Consider the following 17,156-nt stretch of genomic DNA (forward strand, 5'->3'; position numbering starts at 1 on the left):
TTTGTATTGATGGTTCATTTTTCATCAAAAAAAAGCATCGATTTTATTTAAAATAAATAAAGAGCGTAATTTTTCCATTTTATCATCCAAACATTTGGTCGCCAGAATATTTATAAACACAAGTTATTATAAAACCAGTTCTAACAATTACGTATCAAAACAATGCATGAAAAGCGGAACGTATCTTACAAAAACTGGAGAAAGCTTGTTTATTTTCAAATTCAATTTAAACAGACGTTTTAGTACATCCTACATTTAAAATCGAATAGAAATGTGAAAAATAATATCAATTCTTCTCTTTTGCGCAGTATGCATGATAATTATCATTCTTTACTTCAATGATTTTTACAATTTTCGTAGCTTCAAAATTGAACAATTATATGAAAACACAAAACAATCATACTTTCCATATTCCAGTAATGGGCTTGGCGTATACAATAGACAGTCCAATTAGAATTGCACATTTCGGTATATCATCTGTTGTGTCTATAACTGATGATGACTTAATTGAAAAAATGCGTGCTTTTTATAGTGAAAAATTTAGTGTTCCTTATCAAGAAATTACACAAAAATTTCATGATTATCGCGCAGAAAGAATTACCCATTATTTAAACTTAATGGATACTATTGTAAACGATAAATTCGATAAATTTAAAACAGAATTAACAGAAAGTAAATCAGCTTTAGAGAATTACATTGCATTGCTTCCTAATAAATCGGACGTTAAAAAAACCTTGCAAAAATTTATAGATGAAGGTATTTGTTTTAAAGATGCATTAAGAAAGTTTTTAGAAAAAAATAGCTCATTAGGTGAAATAGATGTCAATATCATGACAAAAGTAGATAAAGACAATTATGATGGAAAAGAAAAATTACCAACAGAGTTTAATGATGCACATGCTGCATTACGAGGTTTTGCTAATAGTAATTTAAGCTCTTCTGTTGTACTTTCAGCAGGAATGAATCCTAGATTGTATAGCTATTTTGAAAACTTCCCAGATTTCTTTCCAAATGAAAATGCATTTCTAAAAAAGAAAATAATTTTAAAAGTCAGCGATTATCGTTCGGCATTAATTCAAGGTAGTTTTTTAGCTAAAAAAGGACTTTGGGTTTCTGAATATCGAATTGAATCTGGATTAAATTGTGGTGGTCACGCTTTTGCAACAGATGGTTTATTATTAGGTCCAATTTTAGAAGAGTTTAAAACAAAAAGAAAGGAACTTATTAATGCTACACATGATTTACTAGTGAAAGCATTAGAAATAAAACAAATGTCCGTTCCAAAAGAACCTTTGCCTTTAAAAATTACTGCTCAAGGCGGAGTTGGAACGGCTGAAGAACATGAGTTTTTATTAGAAAATTACAATTTAGAATCGGTGGGTTGGGGTTCTCCTTTTTTATTGGTTCCAGAGGCAACTTCATTAGACATAGAAACAAGAGAATTATTAGCAAACGCTAAAGAAAACGATTTCTATTTAAGTAATATTTCTCCACTTGGTGTTCCATTTAATTCTATTAAAGGCGTTTCTAATGATTTTTGGAAAGAAAAAAGAATTAACGATAATAAAGCAGGAAGCTCTTGTCCGAAGAAGTTCTTAGCCTTAAACAAACAATATGATGACGTTGGACTTTGTACTGCTTCCAAAAAATACCAAGACATTAAGTTAAGCGAACTAGAAGAAAGTAAAAATCAGTTATCAAATACAGCATTTTCCAAACAAAAAGCAATAATTACAGACAAAGCTTGTCTTTGTGTTGGCTTAGCAAATGCTTCCTATTTAGAAAATAATATGGAAATTAAAGGGCAACAACAAGGAGTAGTTATCTGTCCTGGTCCAAATTTAGCCTATTTTAATAAAGAGGTCTCTCTAAAAGAAATGGTGCAACATATTTATGGGAATGCTACTATTTTGAAAGATATAAATCGTCCAAATGTATTTATAAATGAACTTAAAATGTATGTGGACTATTTCGTAAATGAGGTAAATGTTTATACAACAGCGATTACAAATGCTCAACTAAAAAAAGTAAATAGTTTTAAAAGTAATATATTAGAAGGAATAGAATATTATAAAAATACTTTTTCTAAAACAACATTTTTTAAGATGGAAAGAGAAGCCGTTTTAAATGAACTTGAAAATTATAAAGAGCAACTATTAAAAAGCATAACAAGTACTAATAAACGTCATGAAACAGCATAATTCTTAGCTTGTCTTAATAGGTATAACATTATTTGCACAAGAAATAGATGCAAATTTGCAAATAAACTTATTAGCATTAAATACTGGTTTTCAATATGAAGAGCCTATATTGATCTAGTTGCTTCTTATGAATTGTATAAAAACATCGGAATTTCAGCCAGATATTCACCAATATTTGGTTCATATACTTTTGAAGTTTTATAAGTAGAAAATAAAATAAAGGATTAGATAATAATTGGGCTTTTGTTATGATTAACATTAACCAAAGAATATTTATATCCTCAAAATAGTTAATTGGTTGTTAGAAAAAAAAGACTGTGTCATTCATTAGGCATAGTCTTTTTTATTTCAGTTTCACCTAAAAAAGGAGAAAAGCGCGGTTATTTTAGTCCATTATTATCAGGAAGAAGCCATACAAGAAATTGCCGATTACGTAGACGTAAATTGTTCCCCTGAAATTAAAGCACTTTCAGATATTTTTTGTACCTCTTCTAATGCCTTAAAAATTGCAAATTCTGTTGCAAAAGAAACACCAATAATATTTGCTCCCGATAAAAATTTAGGCAAGTATATTATGGAAAAGGTAGCGATAACGAAAACCTACCATTTACAAATGCTTTAGCCGATACGAGTAAAATGCAATTTAAGAAAAGAAAATTTGGTTCAGAGTTAAGGATTCAAGGGAACCTAATGCATCCCTATTATGCTCCAAATTATGGAGAAGTTAAAAAGCCTTATTATGCCATTTTGAATTTTGGCTCTCATTATATTTTTAATAGATATACATTCAACTTAAAAATGGGAATTGAAAATATATTAGATAGTGAGTATACCACTTTTGCAGATAGGAATACGATACCAAGAATGGGAAGAAATGGGTTTACGAATGTCCTTTTTTCTTTTTGAAGCTATTCTTCTATAATCGCTTTGTAATGCATTTTAACTTGCTCTTCTCCGTATTTTCTTTCTAATTGTTTGATGGTAAAATGAGCTTCGGCCATTTTTTGAAAATGATTCATAAAGACTAAGTTAAGTGTGCCAGCACCTATTGCACCAGCAATAGGTATTCCTTCTGCGGCAAATTTTTCTAATGCTGTAATTTTAAAGCGCGTCGTTATTTTTGTTATCAACTGCATTATTGGTGCACTAGTTGCTAATTTATTAATTGCTGTTTTTAATCCGTTTTCTGTTATGTATTTTGAAGAGGCATCTATTGCTGTTCTTAGTCCCATTCGTATAGCATAATAACTCGTTTCTAAACTATCATCTTCTTTTGATGTACCACCTAAAGCAAAAATAGTTAAACATTCTAATTGCGTTTCAGTTGTATGAATGTCTTCCCCTTTGCTACGTGCAATATCTAAAATAGAGCGCATCATCATTTTAGTTGTAAAGAGTAAATCGGCAGAAAAACCAACAAAACCTAAAAACCCCAAGCCTATGCCAGAAGCGGTTACTGATGTTTTATAGATACTACTTTTTGGTTTTTTAAAAGGTTTGTCCTTATGCATGGTTAGCAAATTGGTCTTCATTACTTTCAATAAAACATTTTGAGCTATTTTAGAGACTTTAGATTGAGCTGTTTTGGGTAGGTAATTGATTGTGCTTTCTAGTTTATCGCCTACATAGTTCACTCCGCTCATTATGAGACCTATGTTTTCTAGGTTGCTTTTTGCCTGTCTTAATAGCTTTTGTTCTTCGGGTGTCATATACTATTTTCTTTTATTAAACAGCGAATAATCATTTATCCTCGATTATTAATTTTAAGGACAATCTTTACCTATTGTTGTTATGCTGCAATTTACACTTTTTACGCAATATTTTTCTTGGAATGCAAGTGATAAAAGGTATAAATAATAACAACAGGTATAATGCTTTTAATTTTTGAACAACAACGGCTAGTATATAAATGTAAAAAAAGATGAAATAGGGTAGGAATGGTGATTGTGTTTCCAAATGAACTCATTAAAACTCGGAAGGAAAGCAGAGATAACTCTTTGATGTTCTTGATAAAAAAGCCCTCTAGAGAGTCTAGAGGGCTGATTATTTACAACTATTTATTTCTTAGATTCTTCTATAGAAACTTTTCTAAACTCTTTTAATAGTTTTTCTAATTCTAAAGTTGATTTACGAGCTCTTGGTCCAGCAGCTTTAACTCCATTCTCAATTAATGATTCCGATTCTGATTTGAATGTTTCGAATTCTGCGTTGATTTTTTCGATTAAATCTTTCATGATAGTATTTTTAAATTAGTCCGCAAAAGTAGAAAGTTTAGTTTTAAAATTTAAATAAATTGTTGTTAAAATAATTGTCATTTTGTCAGTGTTAATTACTTTTTTGTAAGTCCTTGAATTTAAGCCATGCAACTTTGTTATTATGAGTTGTAGCGGTAGCTGCGTAATGAAATGAGGCTGTTTTTTTGTTTCCAAGGGGTAAAATCGTGTGGTTATAATTGGATTTTTTTGTTTTAATGGATTGGAATTACGTTGTTATGTTGTATTGTTTTTTACACAACGGATTAAAATCGTATTGTTATAATTGGAATGTTTTTTATACAACGGATTAAAATCACGTTGCTACAAAATGTGTCGTTCCTATGGAACTCGGATGTTAATGATAGTTCTTGTTAAACCCGCAAAATAAGCATTAACAATTAACCATTAACAATTAACTCAATCTTGTCATGCTGGAAGCATCTCATTCGTTAATACATTACCCAATGAATAAAGATAACCTCCATTGCTTAATGTTCTATAAAGGCTGTTTTAAGTTTGTTTTCTGTAAATTTTATTTTTCATAAAATTTATCTTCACCCCATTTTGCAGGGTTATTTAGTATATAATTTGCAATATTTTGATACGATTGTTCATTTCTGATAATATGGTCATAATAATTGCGTTGCCATAATTTTTCATTAAAACCCATTAACCCCATTTGTTTGGTGACAGATGATTTATACCCACGAACAATAGCACCCAACGTTTGCGATGGTGAACGTAGGGGCGAATTGCATTCGCCCAAAACACCATTCGAAGACGAATTGCATTCGCCCAAAACACCATTCGAAGACGAATTGCATTCGTGGATATTATTATTATTATTATTATCGGGCGAATGCAATTCGCCCCTACCGTTTAATACAATAATACCATGAATATGATTGGGCATTATTATAAATTCGTATAATGTTACATTTTTTCGAATGGCAGCCGTTTGCAACCATGCGTCGTGTGCAATTTGTCCGTATGCATTCAAAATCATTATTCCTTTTTCAATATGTCCAAAACGACAAATTCGATCTTCACAACAAATCGTAATAAAATACAAACCTGCTTGTGAATAATCATAACCTTTCAATCTGATAGATTTTCGTTGAGGCAATTTTTTACGGTTGCCCTTAGTCTCATTATTATAGTTTACATTGTCCTCCATATTATCAAATTTGTCTAAGCAATCTTTACAGTTGTCTACTATAATCCTACTTCTAATTTATAGGATTAATTTACTTTAATAAATTTAGTTATTATTGGCAAGTTGCTACAAAATGGGTCGTTCCTATGGAACTCGCATGTTAATGATAGTTCTTGTTAAACCCGCAAAACAAGCATTAACAATCAATTCCTAGAGCCATCGGCTCGGTCTATATTGTAAGGCAGGGTTTCAACCCTGTAATTACCACGTAACACGATAAAAAGAGCCGTAGGTTTGGTATATTGTATAAAACAATACCTCTCCTCTAAACCCTATTTCTTCCATAATACTACTTCAAACTAGCAATTATCGCTCTAAAACTCTCTAAACCTGCTTCAATATTCTCTACAATATCCAATGCTAATTCGTCTGGGTCGGGTAAATTATCTAAATCTGCTAATGATTTGTCTTTTAACCAAGTAATATCCAAACTTGTTTTGTCTCTTGCTATAATCTCATCATAACCAAACTTTCTCCAACGTCCTTCTGGATTGGTTGCTGCGTTATAGGTTTCTTTTCGTTTTGCTTTATTGTCTGTTTTATATAAATCAATGAAGTCTTTTAAATCAGAAAGTTTTAAAGGATTCTTTTTTAAGGTATGATGTACATTGGTTCTATAATCATACACCCAAACTTCTTTTGTCCAAGGATCTTTACTGGAAGGTTTCCCATCAAAGAATAACACATTGGCTTTTACACCATTGGCATAAAAAATACCTGTTGGTAAACGTAAAATAGTGTGTAAGTCTGTAGTTTCTAATAATTTTTTACGCACTGTTTCTCCCACACCACCTTCAAACAAAACATTATCAGGTAATACTACTGCGGCTTGACCTGTAGTTTTTAACATGGTGCGAATGTGTTGCACAAAGTTCAATTGCTTATTACTTGTCGTAACCCAAAAATCCTGACGGTTATAGGTCAAATCTTCTTTTTCTTGTTCACCCGCTTCATTGGTAAACGTCATGCTACTTTTTTTACCAAAAGGCGGATTGGCTAAAATGTAATCATATTTATCAGTCGAAGTAGTAATCAAAGAATCATTTGGCGAAATAAAATTATCCGAATCAATATCTCCAATGTTGTGTAAGAACAAATTCATCAATGCCAAACGTCTTGTACTGGCAACAATTTCATTACCAAAAAACGTTTCATATTTCAAGAATTTAGCCGCTTCTTTATCTAGGTTACGATTTTCTACAATCCAATCATAAGCCGCTAAAAAGAAACCTCCTGTTCCACAAGCTGGGTCAGCAATGGTTTTCATAGGTTCTGGTTGCAGACATTCTACCATAGCCTTAATTAATGGTCTTGGTGTAAAGTACTGACCCGCTCCACTCTTAGTGTCTTCTGCGTTCTTTTCTAAAATACCTTCATAGATGTCTCCTTTGTCTTTTACACCCATTAAAATCCAACTTTCGGCATTGATTAAAGCGATTAGCTTGAACAACTTGGCTGGGTCTTGTATTTTATTTTGACTCTTGACAAAGATTTGTCCTAAAATCCCTTTTTCTTTGGCTAATTCACGAAGCATAATGTTATAATGCAACTCCAACTCACTACCACTTTTACTAATCAACGTTTCCCAAGCAAACTCGCTAGGAATAGGCATGGTTCTATTGTGGGGTGGTTTGGTGTATTCATCTGCCATTTTTAAAAATAACAAATACGTTAGTTGCTCCAAATAATCTCCATACCCTACACCATCGTCTCTAAGGGTTTGGCAAAATGCCCATACTTTACTGACTATACTGGATGCGTTTGTATTTTCTTTGCTCATTTAATTGAATTGTAGAATTTAACAGTGTTAATGTTTTCTAATATTTGAATTTTATTTTTTGATTCATCAACTAGAGAAAAAGTTAATATTTTTTCTCTTTCAATTTTTAAAATTATAGTATTTTCATTTGTAAAAAAACATTCTAAAGTATCTGTGGTATTAAAATCTTCGCTAATTGTAGCATTATTAAAGATTTTGTTAAATATAATTTTATAGTTTTCATCCAATTCTATAACCTCACATAAAACTTTGTTTCCATTCATATTCAAATAGCCACAAACTAATTTTAAATTATTTTGTTCAGTAATAAAATAATCCAAACAAAAACAAACTGAATACTTTAAATGAATTAATTCTTTAAGTATTAATTCTTCTTGTATTATTTCAAATATAAATAAAACTGAACTATCTTGTTGAGTTAAAAAAGAAGATCTTAAAATTATTATTTCTTTTCCTTCTTTTTCAATCCTGTACAGTTGTTTAACATCAATTATAGATAACCAATTTCCGAAAGGGTCATCTTTTACAAAATCAGTAATTAATTCATTAAGTATTTTATTACATTTTAATTCATCAACTAATGAATTTACAGTAAACAGAGTATTTGTTTTACCACTAAAATCAGTTTTATAAAAAACATCTCCTTTATAACTAGAGTCCATTCTTTTTAAACTTAAAAAACCATTACTGTATTTAATGCTTGATGTAAAGTTTTCTAAAATATCAATTTTATTTTCTTCGATAAACTTTTTTAATACAATGATTTGACCATTCACTTTAAGATATACTACAATTTCATTATCTTCTTTATCAATAATAAAGTCATTAATTTGATACTTCTCAGAAAAGTAAAAAGTATTCATAAATATGTCCTCCTTCGGATTCCAATAGAAACAAGTATTAGAATTAAATCCAAATATTAATATTTTATTTTCAACAGATACAATTTCAATTTTTGAAACTCTAAAATTTTCATTTAAAGGAAGTTCAGCATAAATTATGGATTGATCATTTTCATTTCTAAGAGTTATACTTTTGTCTGTAACTATAACAATAAAACTTTTTGGAATATTTTTATTGATAGTTGCATTTTCTATTTCTTTGTAAAAAGTTTCTGAATCTAGTTCTAAGAAACTTTTTAATGATTGAATTATTCTTTTTAAATTTTCAAATAAATATCTATCATCACTGCATTTTTCTTCAAGATTTAAATTAAGTTTCTTGTATAGCTTAATTTCGTTAATAAATTTACCTAGATTATCATTATAAAAGCCGTAGTGCAAAACATTATAATGATTTGAATGTTTAATGTCAGATACAATTTCTTTAGGTATTTTTAATAAACAGTCATAAGCAATTAATGCTGTGGTTATAAAATTTAGAGGATCTAGATTTTTTGGAGATTCACTATATTTTGACCACAATTCAACTTTTTCTTTTAGTTCGGAAATATTAAATATTGAAAGAATAATAGTTTGTGTAAACTTTAATTTTTCTTTTTTATTCTTAATAGAATTATTATAATCCGAAAGAATATTTTCGAAGGCTTTCATTTTTTCTGAATCTACCCAGTCGTATTTTGAATTTAAATTTGAGGATAAAAATGAATCTAAACTATTTGTCTCAGTTGTGAAATTTTTTGTTTTTGTTGCTATCCTTTTAAACTCAGAATCTAATTTGTCTTGATATTTTGATATTTTTTCTTGTCTTTCAACATAATTAGGATTTATCGAATTAATAAAAGGAGATAATAAGTTGTAATCATTACCATATACAATTGATTCTATATTACATTCCGTTAGTAATTTTATATGATTTTTATTTGTTACTTCTTTTTCATGCAATAATATAAAATGCTGATTACTACTAATTGAAAACCAATCTTTTATAAAATTAAAAACTATTAGAAAATCATCATCCATTACACCATCTTTACTACAACCAATAAATAAAAAGTGATAATCCGAAAGCATTTTTTGCATAAATGATTTATATCCCAGGTTTTTGTTTAATAAATCATAATCATTCTTACTTAAAATTAGTGAGTCAGGCTTTGAAAAAATACCGTGTAGATGCATTACAATTTCATTGTTTAGCTTTAAGGAATTTAATGCTTGGTCATACTCATTGTGAATAAATAATTGCTTATTTTCAATATTATTATATGAGGTTAGTAATGTGTCATAATTAGTTGTAAAAATTATGTCTTGATTTAAATCTAGCACAGAATTAATCAGGTCTGAAGAAACAATTTTCAAATTTTCAAATTCTTCTTTTATCCAATTTGAAAAAGGGAAACTTGGTGCATTTAAAACTTCTTTCAAGAAATTTGCAGCTTCAAGAAGATTATTTTTTGATAGTTCATTTTCTGATTGTTCAATAAGATTCCTTGTATCAATATTTCTGACCCTTGCATATTCTAATCCATTTTTTATTAAACCTAACCAACCTGGGACATTTGCTGTAGCTGAAGAAAATCCGGCTCCAATAAATGGAATTACTTTTTTTTGCTTTAATAAATCAGTTAGTTTTTCTTGTGGTAATAATGACATTTTATAAATTTACTACGTTAATTTTCCTTCAAAAGCCTTTTTTAATATACTCTGTCTCAACGACTCTGCTTGTAACAAACTTTGCGCAATACTTTCCTCCATTTTATCGGCAACACTTAAACGACTTTCGATTTCTTGAACTATTTGGTGTTGTTCTTTTACTGAACAATATGGAAAGGGAATTTCTCTGCATGTTGATACTTTTACATTCCATTGTCCAGCAGTTGCTTTAGATGTTCCTTCTAACCAATTTGTGGTAAATGTATTTTGCATATAATAAGCAATGTATTTTGAAATTACATTCTCATTTGGTCTAAACATTACAATAGCTTGATTGATGTTCCATTCTGGAAATTGGTCAGTTACAATTGAGACTTTTCCTAGTGGTGGTCCAACTATATTAATAAGTACATCACCAGGAATACAAATTGATCTTTTTAAATCTTTTTCATGATTTGCTTTTGGAATATATGTTGGATTTTTTTTAAAGTTTAATGTACCATTGAAATTTAAATTATAAACTTTAATAAAAGGAATTTCTCCACTATCTTGTGATAAAAATTGACTTTTAGGTGTGTAGCCATTATTAATGATTTTTATAACATCAATTGTTTTGACCAATTCCCAACCTTTTGGCAACTCACCATCCTTAACATTCTCATTCGTCAACTTGCCTTCAAAAGCCCATTTTAATACACTTTGACGATAGGTTTTGAGTTGCTGTTGTGCGGTTTTTAAATCTTCTATGCCTTTGTCTAACTCGCTAAAAAGCTCTTCTATTTTGGAGACGATAGCTTGTTGGGTTTCTAGTGGTGGTAGAGGAATTTCAATTTTTCTTAAATTTCCTAAAGGAATAAATCTTTGAGTAGTTCCTTTAAGCAATTTTCGTTCACTAAGTTGTTTTCCGAAAAAGCTTGACCTTAAGAAGTTAACAAAAAATTCTGGTAATATTTTAGCTTCATTTTTTTTAAATAATCCAACATTTTTAATGCTAAAGTTTGCATCACCTTTAATAATTGCAGGGTTACCAATTGTACCAATCATAGCAAATAATATATCTCCATTTTCTACTTTTGACCTTTTAGAAATTTCAAAATGGTCTTCTTCAGAGATAAAACTTATTTTAGTGAAATCTATATCATTTCCTTTAAGGTTTTTTGAAGTTATTAAAGGTATACCGTTTTCTGTAACATATTTTGGTGTATCATGTGTTCCATCTCTTATATCCATTATTTCAGAGGAAATAACAATTTTCCATCCTTTCGGTAATTTCTTATCACTCATTACGCTGCTAATACCTCATTTAACTCATTAATAATCACATCAGTTTCTTCTCCAAACAACGCCCACATTTTACTCAAACCACCTTCTGCATTAAAAGGGCTTAAATCAAAATCGTCTTTTTCTATACTGAAACTATTGGCTACATAGTCCTTCATCATACGCAACCATTGCATTTGGTCTTCGGTAAAGGCATTGTGTTTTCCTGCATTTTTTTCAAAAATCCATTTTTTAAAATTAGCATCAACGGTTTTGTCATAACTCGTCAACGTACTGTCCATACCCACAACTCTTCGTATCAAAGAAACCAAAGCTATCAACTCATTTTTAGCAGAGCCATTGGTTTTTTCCAGTTGTTCGTATGCTTTCCAAACACTTACAGGAGCTAATAAAGGCTTTTCTGTTTTTAGTTTTTCGCACAGTTCTTTTATCATGGTATAGGTAAAAGTTCGGTGTCTATACTCTTGGGCATAAAAGATTTGCAAAGCGGTTATTTCGTCTTTGTTGGTTGCTATCCACGTTTTAAAGTCTTCAATCAATGCCGCACTGGTTACTTCTTGGTCTTTTACCCAACCTATATTGGTAATGGTATCTATGTTTACTACATCAATAATCTGGTCTAACTTTTTACGAATGTCAATAATAAAATTACGTAAATCAGGGCTGTTAAAAACCGCTACCGCATCGTCAATTAATTTTTGGTTTGCAACAGTAATGGCATTTTCAATTTCTATAGGAGCTTGTCCACGCATACTATTCCTAATTCGTAATTCCTCATTCGCAATGGTATCAGGGTCGTGCGCATTGAGTAGTTTTTGCACCACTTGGTTAATGCTTAAACCATTGGCTTTTTCGCTAAATTCCTTTTTATGTTTGTCTTGCAGTTGTTTTTCCAAACGAATCAAACGATTGGCAAGCGTACTCATCATTTCTTCGGAAGTATTGCCCATGGCAACACTGGTAAGCACATCTTTTAAAGAAACACCAGGTGCTTTTTCTAAAGGTCTACTGTCTGTTTTTTGGGATTGTTCTACACCAATAGCATCGATAATTACAAAATGGTCTTTGCTAAACTTAGCTGTAGGCGTTCCTTTGGCTTTCAATTCTTCAATAGAACACGTACGCGTACCACGACCTTTCATTTGTTCGTAATAACTTCTACTTTTCACATCACGCATAAACAACAACACTTCTAAAGGTCTGATGTCCGTTCCTGTGGCAATCATGTCTACCGTAACGGCAATACGTGGGTAATAATCGTTTCGAAACTGTTGCAAGACACTTTTGGGGTCTTCGTCACTTTTATAGGTAATCTTTTTGCAAAACTTATTTTCTTCTCCAAATTCTTCTCGTACAATATCGATAATGTCTTCCGCATGGCTATCGGTTTTGGCAAAAATCAACATTTTCGGTACTTCAAAGGCAGACAGGTCGCAACCTGTCTCTACAGGGTATCGGTCAGGAAACATAGCAGGTAAATTATCTTTTGTTGCTTTAATAATCGTTCTTATCGTACTTGGGTTCACAATGTCTTTATCTAATTGTTTGCCACTATATACTTCATCTTCATCCAACGCTTCCCAAAACTTTTTACGGGTTTGTCGGGAACGCTTGTCGATAAGAGGACTAAACTCTTTTAAAATACTAGCTCCATTTTTATTAATTTCGGTTTCAATGGTAAAGACATTATAAGGCACTAAAACGCCATCAATAACGGCTTTTTCATAGCCATAATCAGAAACCAAGTTTTGATTAAAATAACCAAAGGTTCTATTGTCTGGTGTAGCGGTTAACCCAATTTGGAACACATCAAAATAATCCAACACTTGTTTCCAAAGGTTGTAAATACTTCTATGGCATTCGTCAATTACTACAAAGTCAAAAAACTCAATCGGCACTTTTTCATTATACCCAACAGGAACAGGTTCTTTTGGAATAAAACGAGTTTCGTTAGGATTTTCTTCTTCAGCACTTTCATCTAATTCTGTATCTTTTAAAATAGAATACATCCGTTGAATCGTGCTTATATATACTTGCGAATCATTAGGAATAAACGAACTATTTAATCGCGTAACCCCATATAATTCGGTGAATAATCTATTATCTTCATTAGCCGTAAAAGCTCGAAATTCACTTTCGGCTTGTTCTCCTAAGTTTTTGGTATCTACTAAAAATAAAACACGTTTGGCTTTGGCATATTTAAGCAAGCGGTAAATAAACGTAATGGCTGTAAAAGTCTTTCCAGAACCCGTTGCCATTTGTATTAAGGCTTTAGGTCGTTGGTCTTTAAAAGATGTATCTAAATTGGTAATAGCTGTTATTTGACAATCCCGCAAACCTTCAATTGGTAATGCTGGTAAATCTTGCAAACGAGCACGAAGTGTTTTCTCTTGACTTAACCATTGCGCCAATGTTTCGGGTCTATGAAAAGTAAAAACGGTTCTAGAACGCGGTTTTGGGTCTCTATAATCGGTAAACTTTACAATTTCTCCATTGCTTAAATAGACAAAAGGCAAAGGTTTATTATCGAGTAAGCGCAGTTTTGCATTGGCATAACCTTCCGCTTGATCTTCGGCCGCGGTTAAGATTCCTAGCTCAGCACGCTTGGCTTCAATAATACCCACAGGCTTTTTGTCCAAAAACAAAACATAATCCGCAGGACCAATATCCGTTTGATATTCCCGAATAGCAACACCAAGTCCAGCCGCAAGATTGAAGCTTTTTTTATCTTGTATAATCCATCCGCAGGCAACTAATTGCTTGTCAATGGTATCACGTGCTATCTGTTCAGGATTTTGGTTGGACATATATTTTTATGGTACTTTTCAAACTTAGCGAAAAATTTTGGTACTAGCAACAGGTATTTCTACCTGTTTTTAATGCGACTACTTGTATTTGCAATGTAATACCATTTATCACATGAATTTACTGGAATAAAACGCCCTTTTTTCCTCGCTATTTCAATATAGAATAAAAACGTAGCGATGCTATGCTTTTCTATTTCATATCAAGAAAAAAATCATCATTTTCTTTTACAGTAAATTCAAATCACAAATGGTATAAACCATTTCCTAAAAACGAGAATACACTATTTCTATAGTAATTGTTACATTTTAAACGATTAGTTTACATTCTAAACCAAAGGTAATATAGCAAAAAATAGTATCCTTGCGGGAAACCGTATTTGTGGATGTTTTTTTTTAAGTCGAAAAGTCGAAAGTTTAAAGTTTAAAGTTGACAAGTTTTTTAAAAAATGTATGTCCCTATTTTTTGGCATTCCTAATCGCTAATTCTCAATTCTCAATTTTTACTATTTTTACTGTTTTTTTTAGGTTTGGTAGCAGTTTAGTAGCAGTTTCGTTCGGAGATTGTAGCGAAAAAGTGCCTGTTTAGTGCTACTCGTCCGCAGCGCTTCCGAACAACTTCCGAACAAAACCCTTATTTGACTGCTTTTAAACCCTTTTAATACATCAGTATAGGTCATAACCAGTCAAACCAAGTCAGAACCAGTCACAACCGTTCAAAAAAAGGTTTTTATTAGTTTTTGGTATGCCTTTTGAGATAGTAGAATAAGGCTAATTGTTGATGATGAATTATTAATGTTTAATGATTTTGTTTGTGGAATTTGTAGAAGGTTACGTCCGTTGTTTGGATAACGAGTTTGGGGATGTTTTTTTTAGTTTTTAGTTTGGGGTGTCATTTTTGGGTAGGAGGGATGTAGGTGAAAAAAATCTAGTGGACTAGATTGGTGTTCTTTTAGTTTAGTCAGTAATTCGGGAATGGGATAGCGTTTTTTGTTGTGAGTTTAGGATTTCTAAACCTTTTGTAAGATCTGTTAAAAAACCAAGGTTAACAGTTTGGCATATAAGTTATAAAGTTTTTTTATTCCATTTCTCCTGGTAAAGTTATACCATCTCCTTCTAATTTTGCTTCTTTCCATTGTTTTTCGAAGTCAGGAATGTTATAATAGTTTTTGGCTTTGAACTCTTTGCTGTAGGTATTGTCATAATCATAATGTTCTGCAAAAGTTCCCATAAATTCATAGGTTCTGTAGTCATTCATGTTACTATAAATAAAACTATGCATACGGGCTATAATTTCTGCTTTTTGAGAAAAAGTGAGTTCAAGGGTGTTTTTTGGATTTAAAAGCCAATCAAAATAATACCATTTCAAAAAGTTGAATTTTTCAGTTGCTTTCTCATCATTTTCTGAAATGATTTTTAAGAAAGTGTAATTAAAGCCGATTTTCCCATCGCATTTTTTATTGTAGATGATTTCATTTAATGGTTCAAGGTCTTGGGCGTCCATTTTGGTGTTTTCGGCTACCCATTCTACTAATGCGGTATCATCATAATAGCCAAAAGTAGTTACTAAGCTTCGCATAAAAGTTTCATCATTCAAAATAAGCCATTTGAAATGGGCTTTACTATCGTTAAATAAATACATGTTTCGTGCTACAAGAGTTTGGATGTTATTATTGCGGTCATATTCTAGGCTTTTATTCTCTTTCCATAAATTTTTAGAAACGATCTCTCCTTTTTCGTCTTTATAATAATTAGCTATACTATTTTCTTTTATTGTTAAGTCTTTAAACTTTTTTTGATAATCAATTATTTGAGGGATTGCGTAACTATCTGTAATGAAATTTTCGTTTTTAATTATAAAATTCCCAAAGTAGTCAATGATGTTGTTTGGGAAATATACAGGTGTTCTGTTGCATTTTTCGATAAAGTTTACATATAGATATTTTGAACTTGAATTTAAATCAATTGTTCTACCAAAAATTGTTTTTATTCTCTCTTTGAACTCTAAATCATTTAAAAATTTAAAACCGTTAGAAGCTAATATTTTTTTCACTTCTGGGAGTATGACTTCTAAATCTTGCGAAGTATATTTATAGGGATTATCAAAACTTGGCTGACCATATTCTAATTGTTTTTCGAGGATGTTTTCTAGAAAAAGAATGGGTTCTTTTTCAATAGTTTCTTTTTGATTTAATTCTTCGTCTGTATAATAGACTATTTTGCTTTCGTAAACATATTTTCTTTTATTTTCTTCATAAGTAGTAATTTTAATTAAACTACCAAATGAATCGTATTCAAAAGTACTGTTCGTGGTAGATTTTTTGCCTTTATTTGAGTTATTAGAATATTGTAAAGTAGTTAGATTATTGTTTTTATCTTTTGTTCTTATGTAGTTTATTCTCGTATAGGAACCATAATCTATATCATTTAAAATAATGCTAGAGACATCCCCATTAATATCATACAAATTTTCAGTAGTATTTCCTGTTTTTCCACTGGGATTGATATATTTTATTAATGAAATGTTGCCTTTTTTATTGTAGTAATATAATGTATTTGTCTTATTTGCGATATCTGAAACTTTATTAATAAAACCATTAGTATCATAAGAAAAAGTTCCTTCATTTACTATATCATTTTTATCTTCTTGATAGTAAACTATTTTATTTAACCTACTTTGTTTATCATAAATATAATTTCTTCTCCTAAAACCACTAACACTATCTAACCTAATACCTGTGTAGTAATAATTCGAGATGGATTTATCGTTTGGATTATCAGAACTGTATGTTTCTTCTTTTGTTAAAAGTCCTTTTTTAGAGAAAAACTTTACATAATATGATACAATTTTACTTTTTGATCCATCTTTTTCATTAAATGTATAAGATGTGTTTATTACTTTCTTTGGACTTCCTTTTAAATTATAATCTTTTGCAGTTAAATAACCACGGATATATACATCTTGTTTTAAAAATGTATTATCTTTTAAAGATTGAGAAAAACTACTTATTGTAGTTAGGAAGAATAAAAAACCGAATATTTTGATCATTTTGAATTAATTAAATTA

General features: G+C 30.6%; 10 protein-coding genes and 1 pseudogene. 3 read left to right on the top strand and 8 right to left on the bottom strand.

The window, feature by feature from the left end; genetic code table 11:
- Window positions 1–380 precede the first annotated feature (380 nt).
- From L2Z92_RS15665 to L2Z92_RS15675, 3 genes and pseudogenes are all read left to right on the top strand, one after another.
- On the top strand, window positions 381–2,201 hold the full coding sequence (locus L2Z92_RS15665; RefSeq protein ID WP_236455348.1) for a hypothetical protein: 1,821 nt from the start codon (window positions 381–383) through the stop codon (window positions 2,199–2,201).
- 382 nt (window positions 2,202–2,583) lie between these two features.
- Window positions 2,584–2,778: pseudogene (gene nadA, locus L2Z92_RS15670) on the top strand (quinolinate synthase NadA); the annotation flags it as partial.
- Between the two features lie 59 nt (window positions 2,779–2,837).
- Window positions 2,838–3,107 carry a hypothetical protein gene (locus tag L2Z92_RS15675; protein WP_236455349.1) on the top strand — a complete coding sequence of 90 codons (270 nt, stop codon included), beginning with the start codon at window positions 2,838–2,840 and terminating at the stop codon, window positions 3,105–3,107.
- A 2-nt stretch (window positions 3,108–3,109) separates the two neighbouring features.
- On the opposite strand, the gene L2Z92_RS15680 is transcribed toward L2Z92_RS15675, so the two are convergent.
- From L2Z92_RS15680 to L2Z92_RS15715, 8 genes are all read right to left on the bottom strand, one after another.
- Window positions 3,110–3,910 carry an EcsC family protein gene (locus L2Z92_RS15680; protein WP_236455351.1) on the bottom strand — a complete coding sequence of 267 codons (801 nt, stop codon included), beginning with the start codon at window positions 3,908–3,910 and terminating at the stop codon, window positions 3,110–3,112.
- A 348-nt stretch (window positions 3,911–4,258) separates the two neighbouring features.
- Window positions 4,259–4,435 carry a histone H1 gene (locus tag L2Z92_RS15685; protein ID WP_236455353.1) on the bottom strand — a complete coding sequence of 59 codons (177 nt, stop codon included), beginning with the start codon at window positions 4,433–4,435 and terminating at the stop codon, window positions 4,259–4,261.
- 553 nt (window positions 4,436–4,988) lie between these two features.
- The gene (locus tag L2Z92_RS15690; RefSeq protein ID WP_236455355.1) at window positions 4,989–5,633 is read right to left on the bottom strand and encodes a transposase; all 645 of its coding nucleotides are present in this window, start codon (window positions 5,631–5,633) and stop codon (window positions 4,989–4,991) included.
- Window positions 5,634–5,961: 328 nt separating this feature from the next.
- Window positions 5,962–7,452 carry a class I SAM-dependent DNA methyltransferase gene (locus L2Z92_RS15695; protein WP_236455357.1) on the bottom strand — a complete coding sequence of 497 codons (1,491 nt, stop codon included), beginning with the start codon at window positions 7,450–7,452 and terminating at the stop codon, window positions 5,962–5,964.
- Window positions 7,449–10,004, bottom strand: coding sequence for an SIR2 family NAD-dependent protein deacylase (locus tag L2Z92_RS15700; protein ID WP_236455359.1), 2,556 nt, complete (start codon window positions 10,002–10,004; stop codon window positions 7,449–7,451). Before L2Z92_RS15700 ends, L2Z92_RS15695 begins: the two co-directional genes overlap by 4 nt.
- A gap of 12 nt (window positions 10,005–10,016) precedes the next feature.
- Window positions 10,017–11,288, bottom strand: a complete 1,272-nt coding sequence (locus L2Z92_RS15705; protein ID WP_236455362.1) for a restriction endonuclease subunit S — start codon at window positions 11,286–11,288, stop codon at window positions 10,017–10,019.
- Entirely contained in the window at window positions 11,288–14,092 is a 2,805-nt protein-coding gene (locus L2Z92_RS15710) for a type I restriction endonuclease subunit R (protein ID WP_236455363.1), read from the bottom strand. The genes L2Z92_RS15705 and L2Z92_RS15710 overlap by 1 nt, the downstream gene beginning before the upstream one ends.
- 1,075 nt (window positions 14,093–15,167) lie before the next feature.
- Window positions 15,168–17,138 (bottom strand): hypothetical protein, encoded by a 1,971-nt coding sequence (locus tag L2Z92_RS15715; RefSeq protein WP_236455365.1) that lies wholly within the window; start codon window positions 17,136–17,138, stop codon window positions 15,168–15,170.
- Window positions 17,139–17,156 lie beyond the last annotated feature (18 nt).

Origin of the sequence: Flavobacterium jumunjinense (assembly GCF_021650975.2) — a bacterium.
GTDB classification, from domain to species: domain Bacteria; phylum Bacteroidota; class Bacteroidia; order Flavobacteriales; family Flavobacteriaceae; genus Flavobacterium; species Flavobacterium jumunjinense.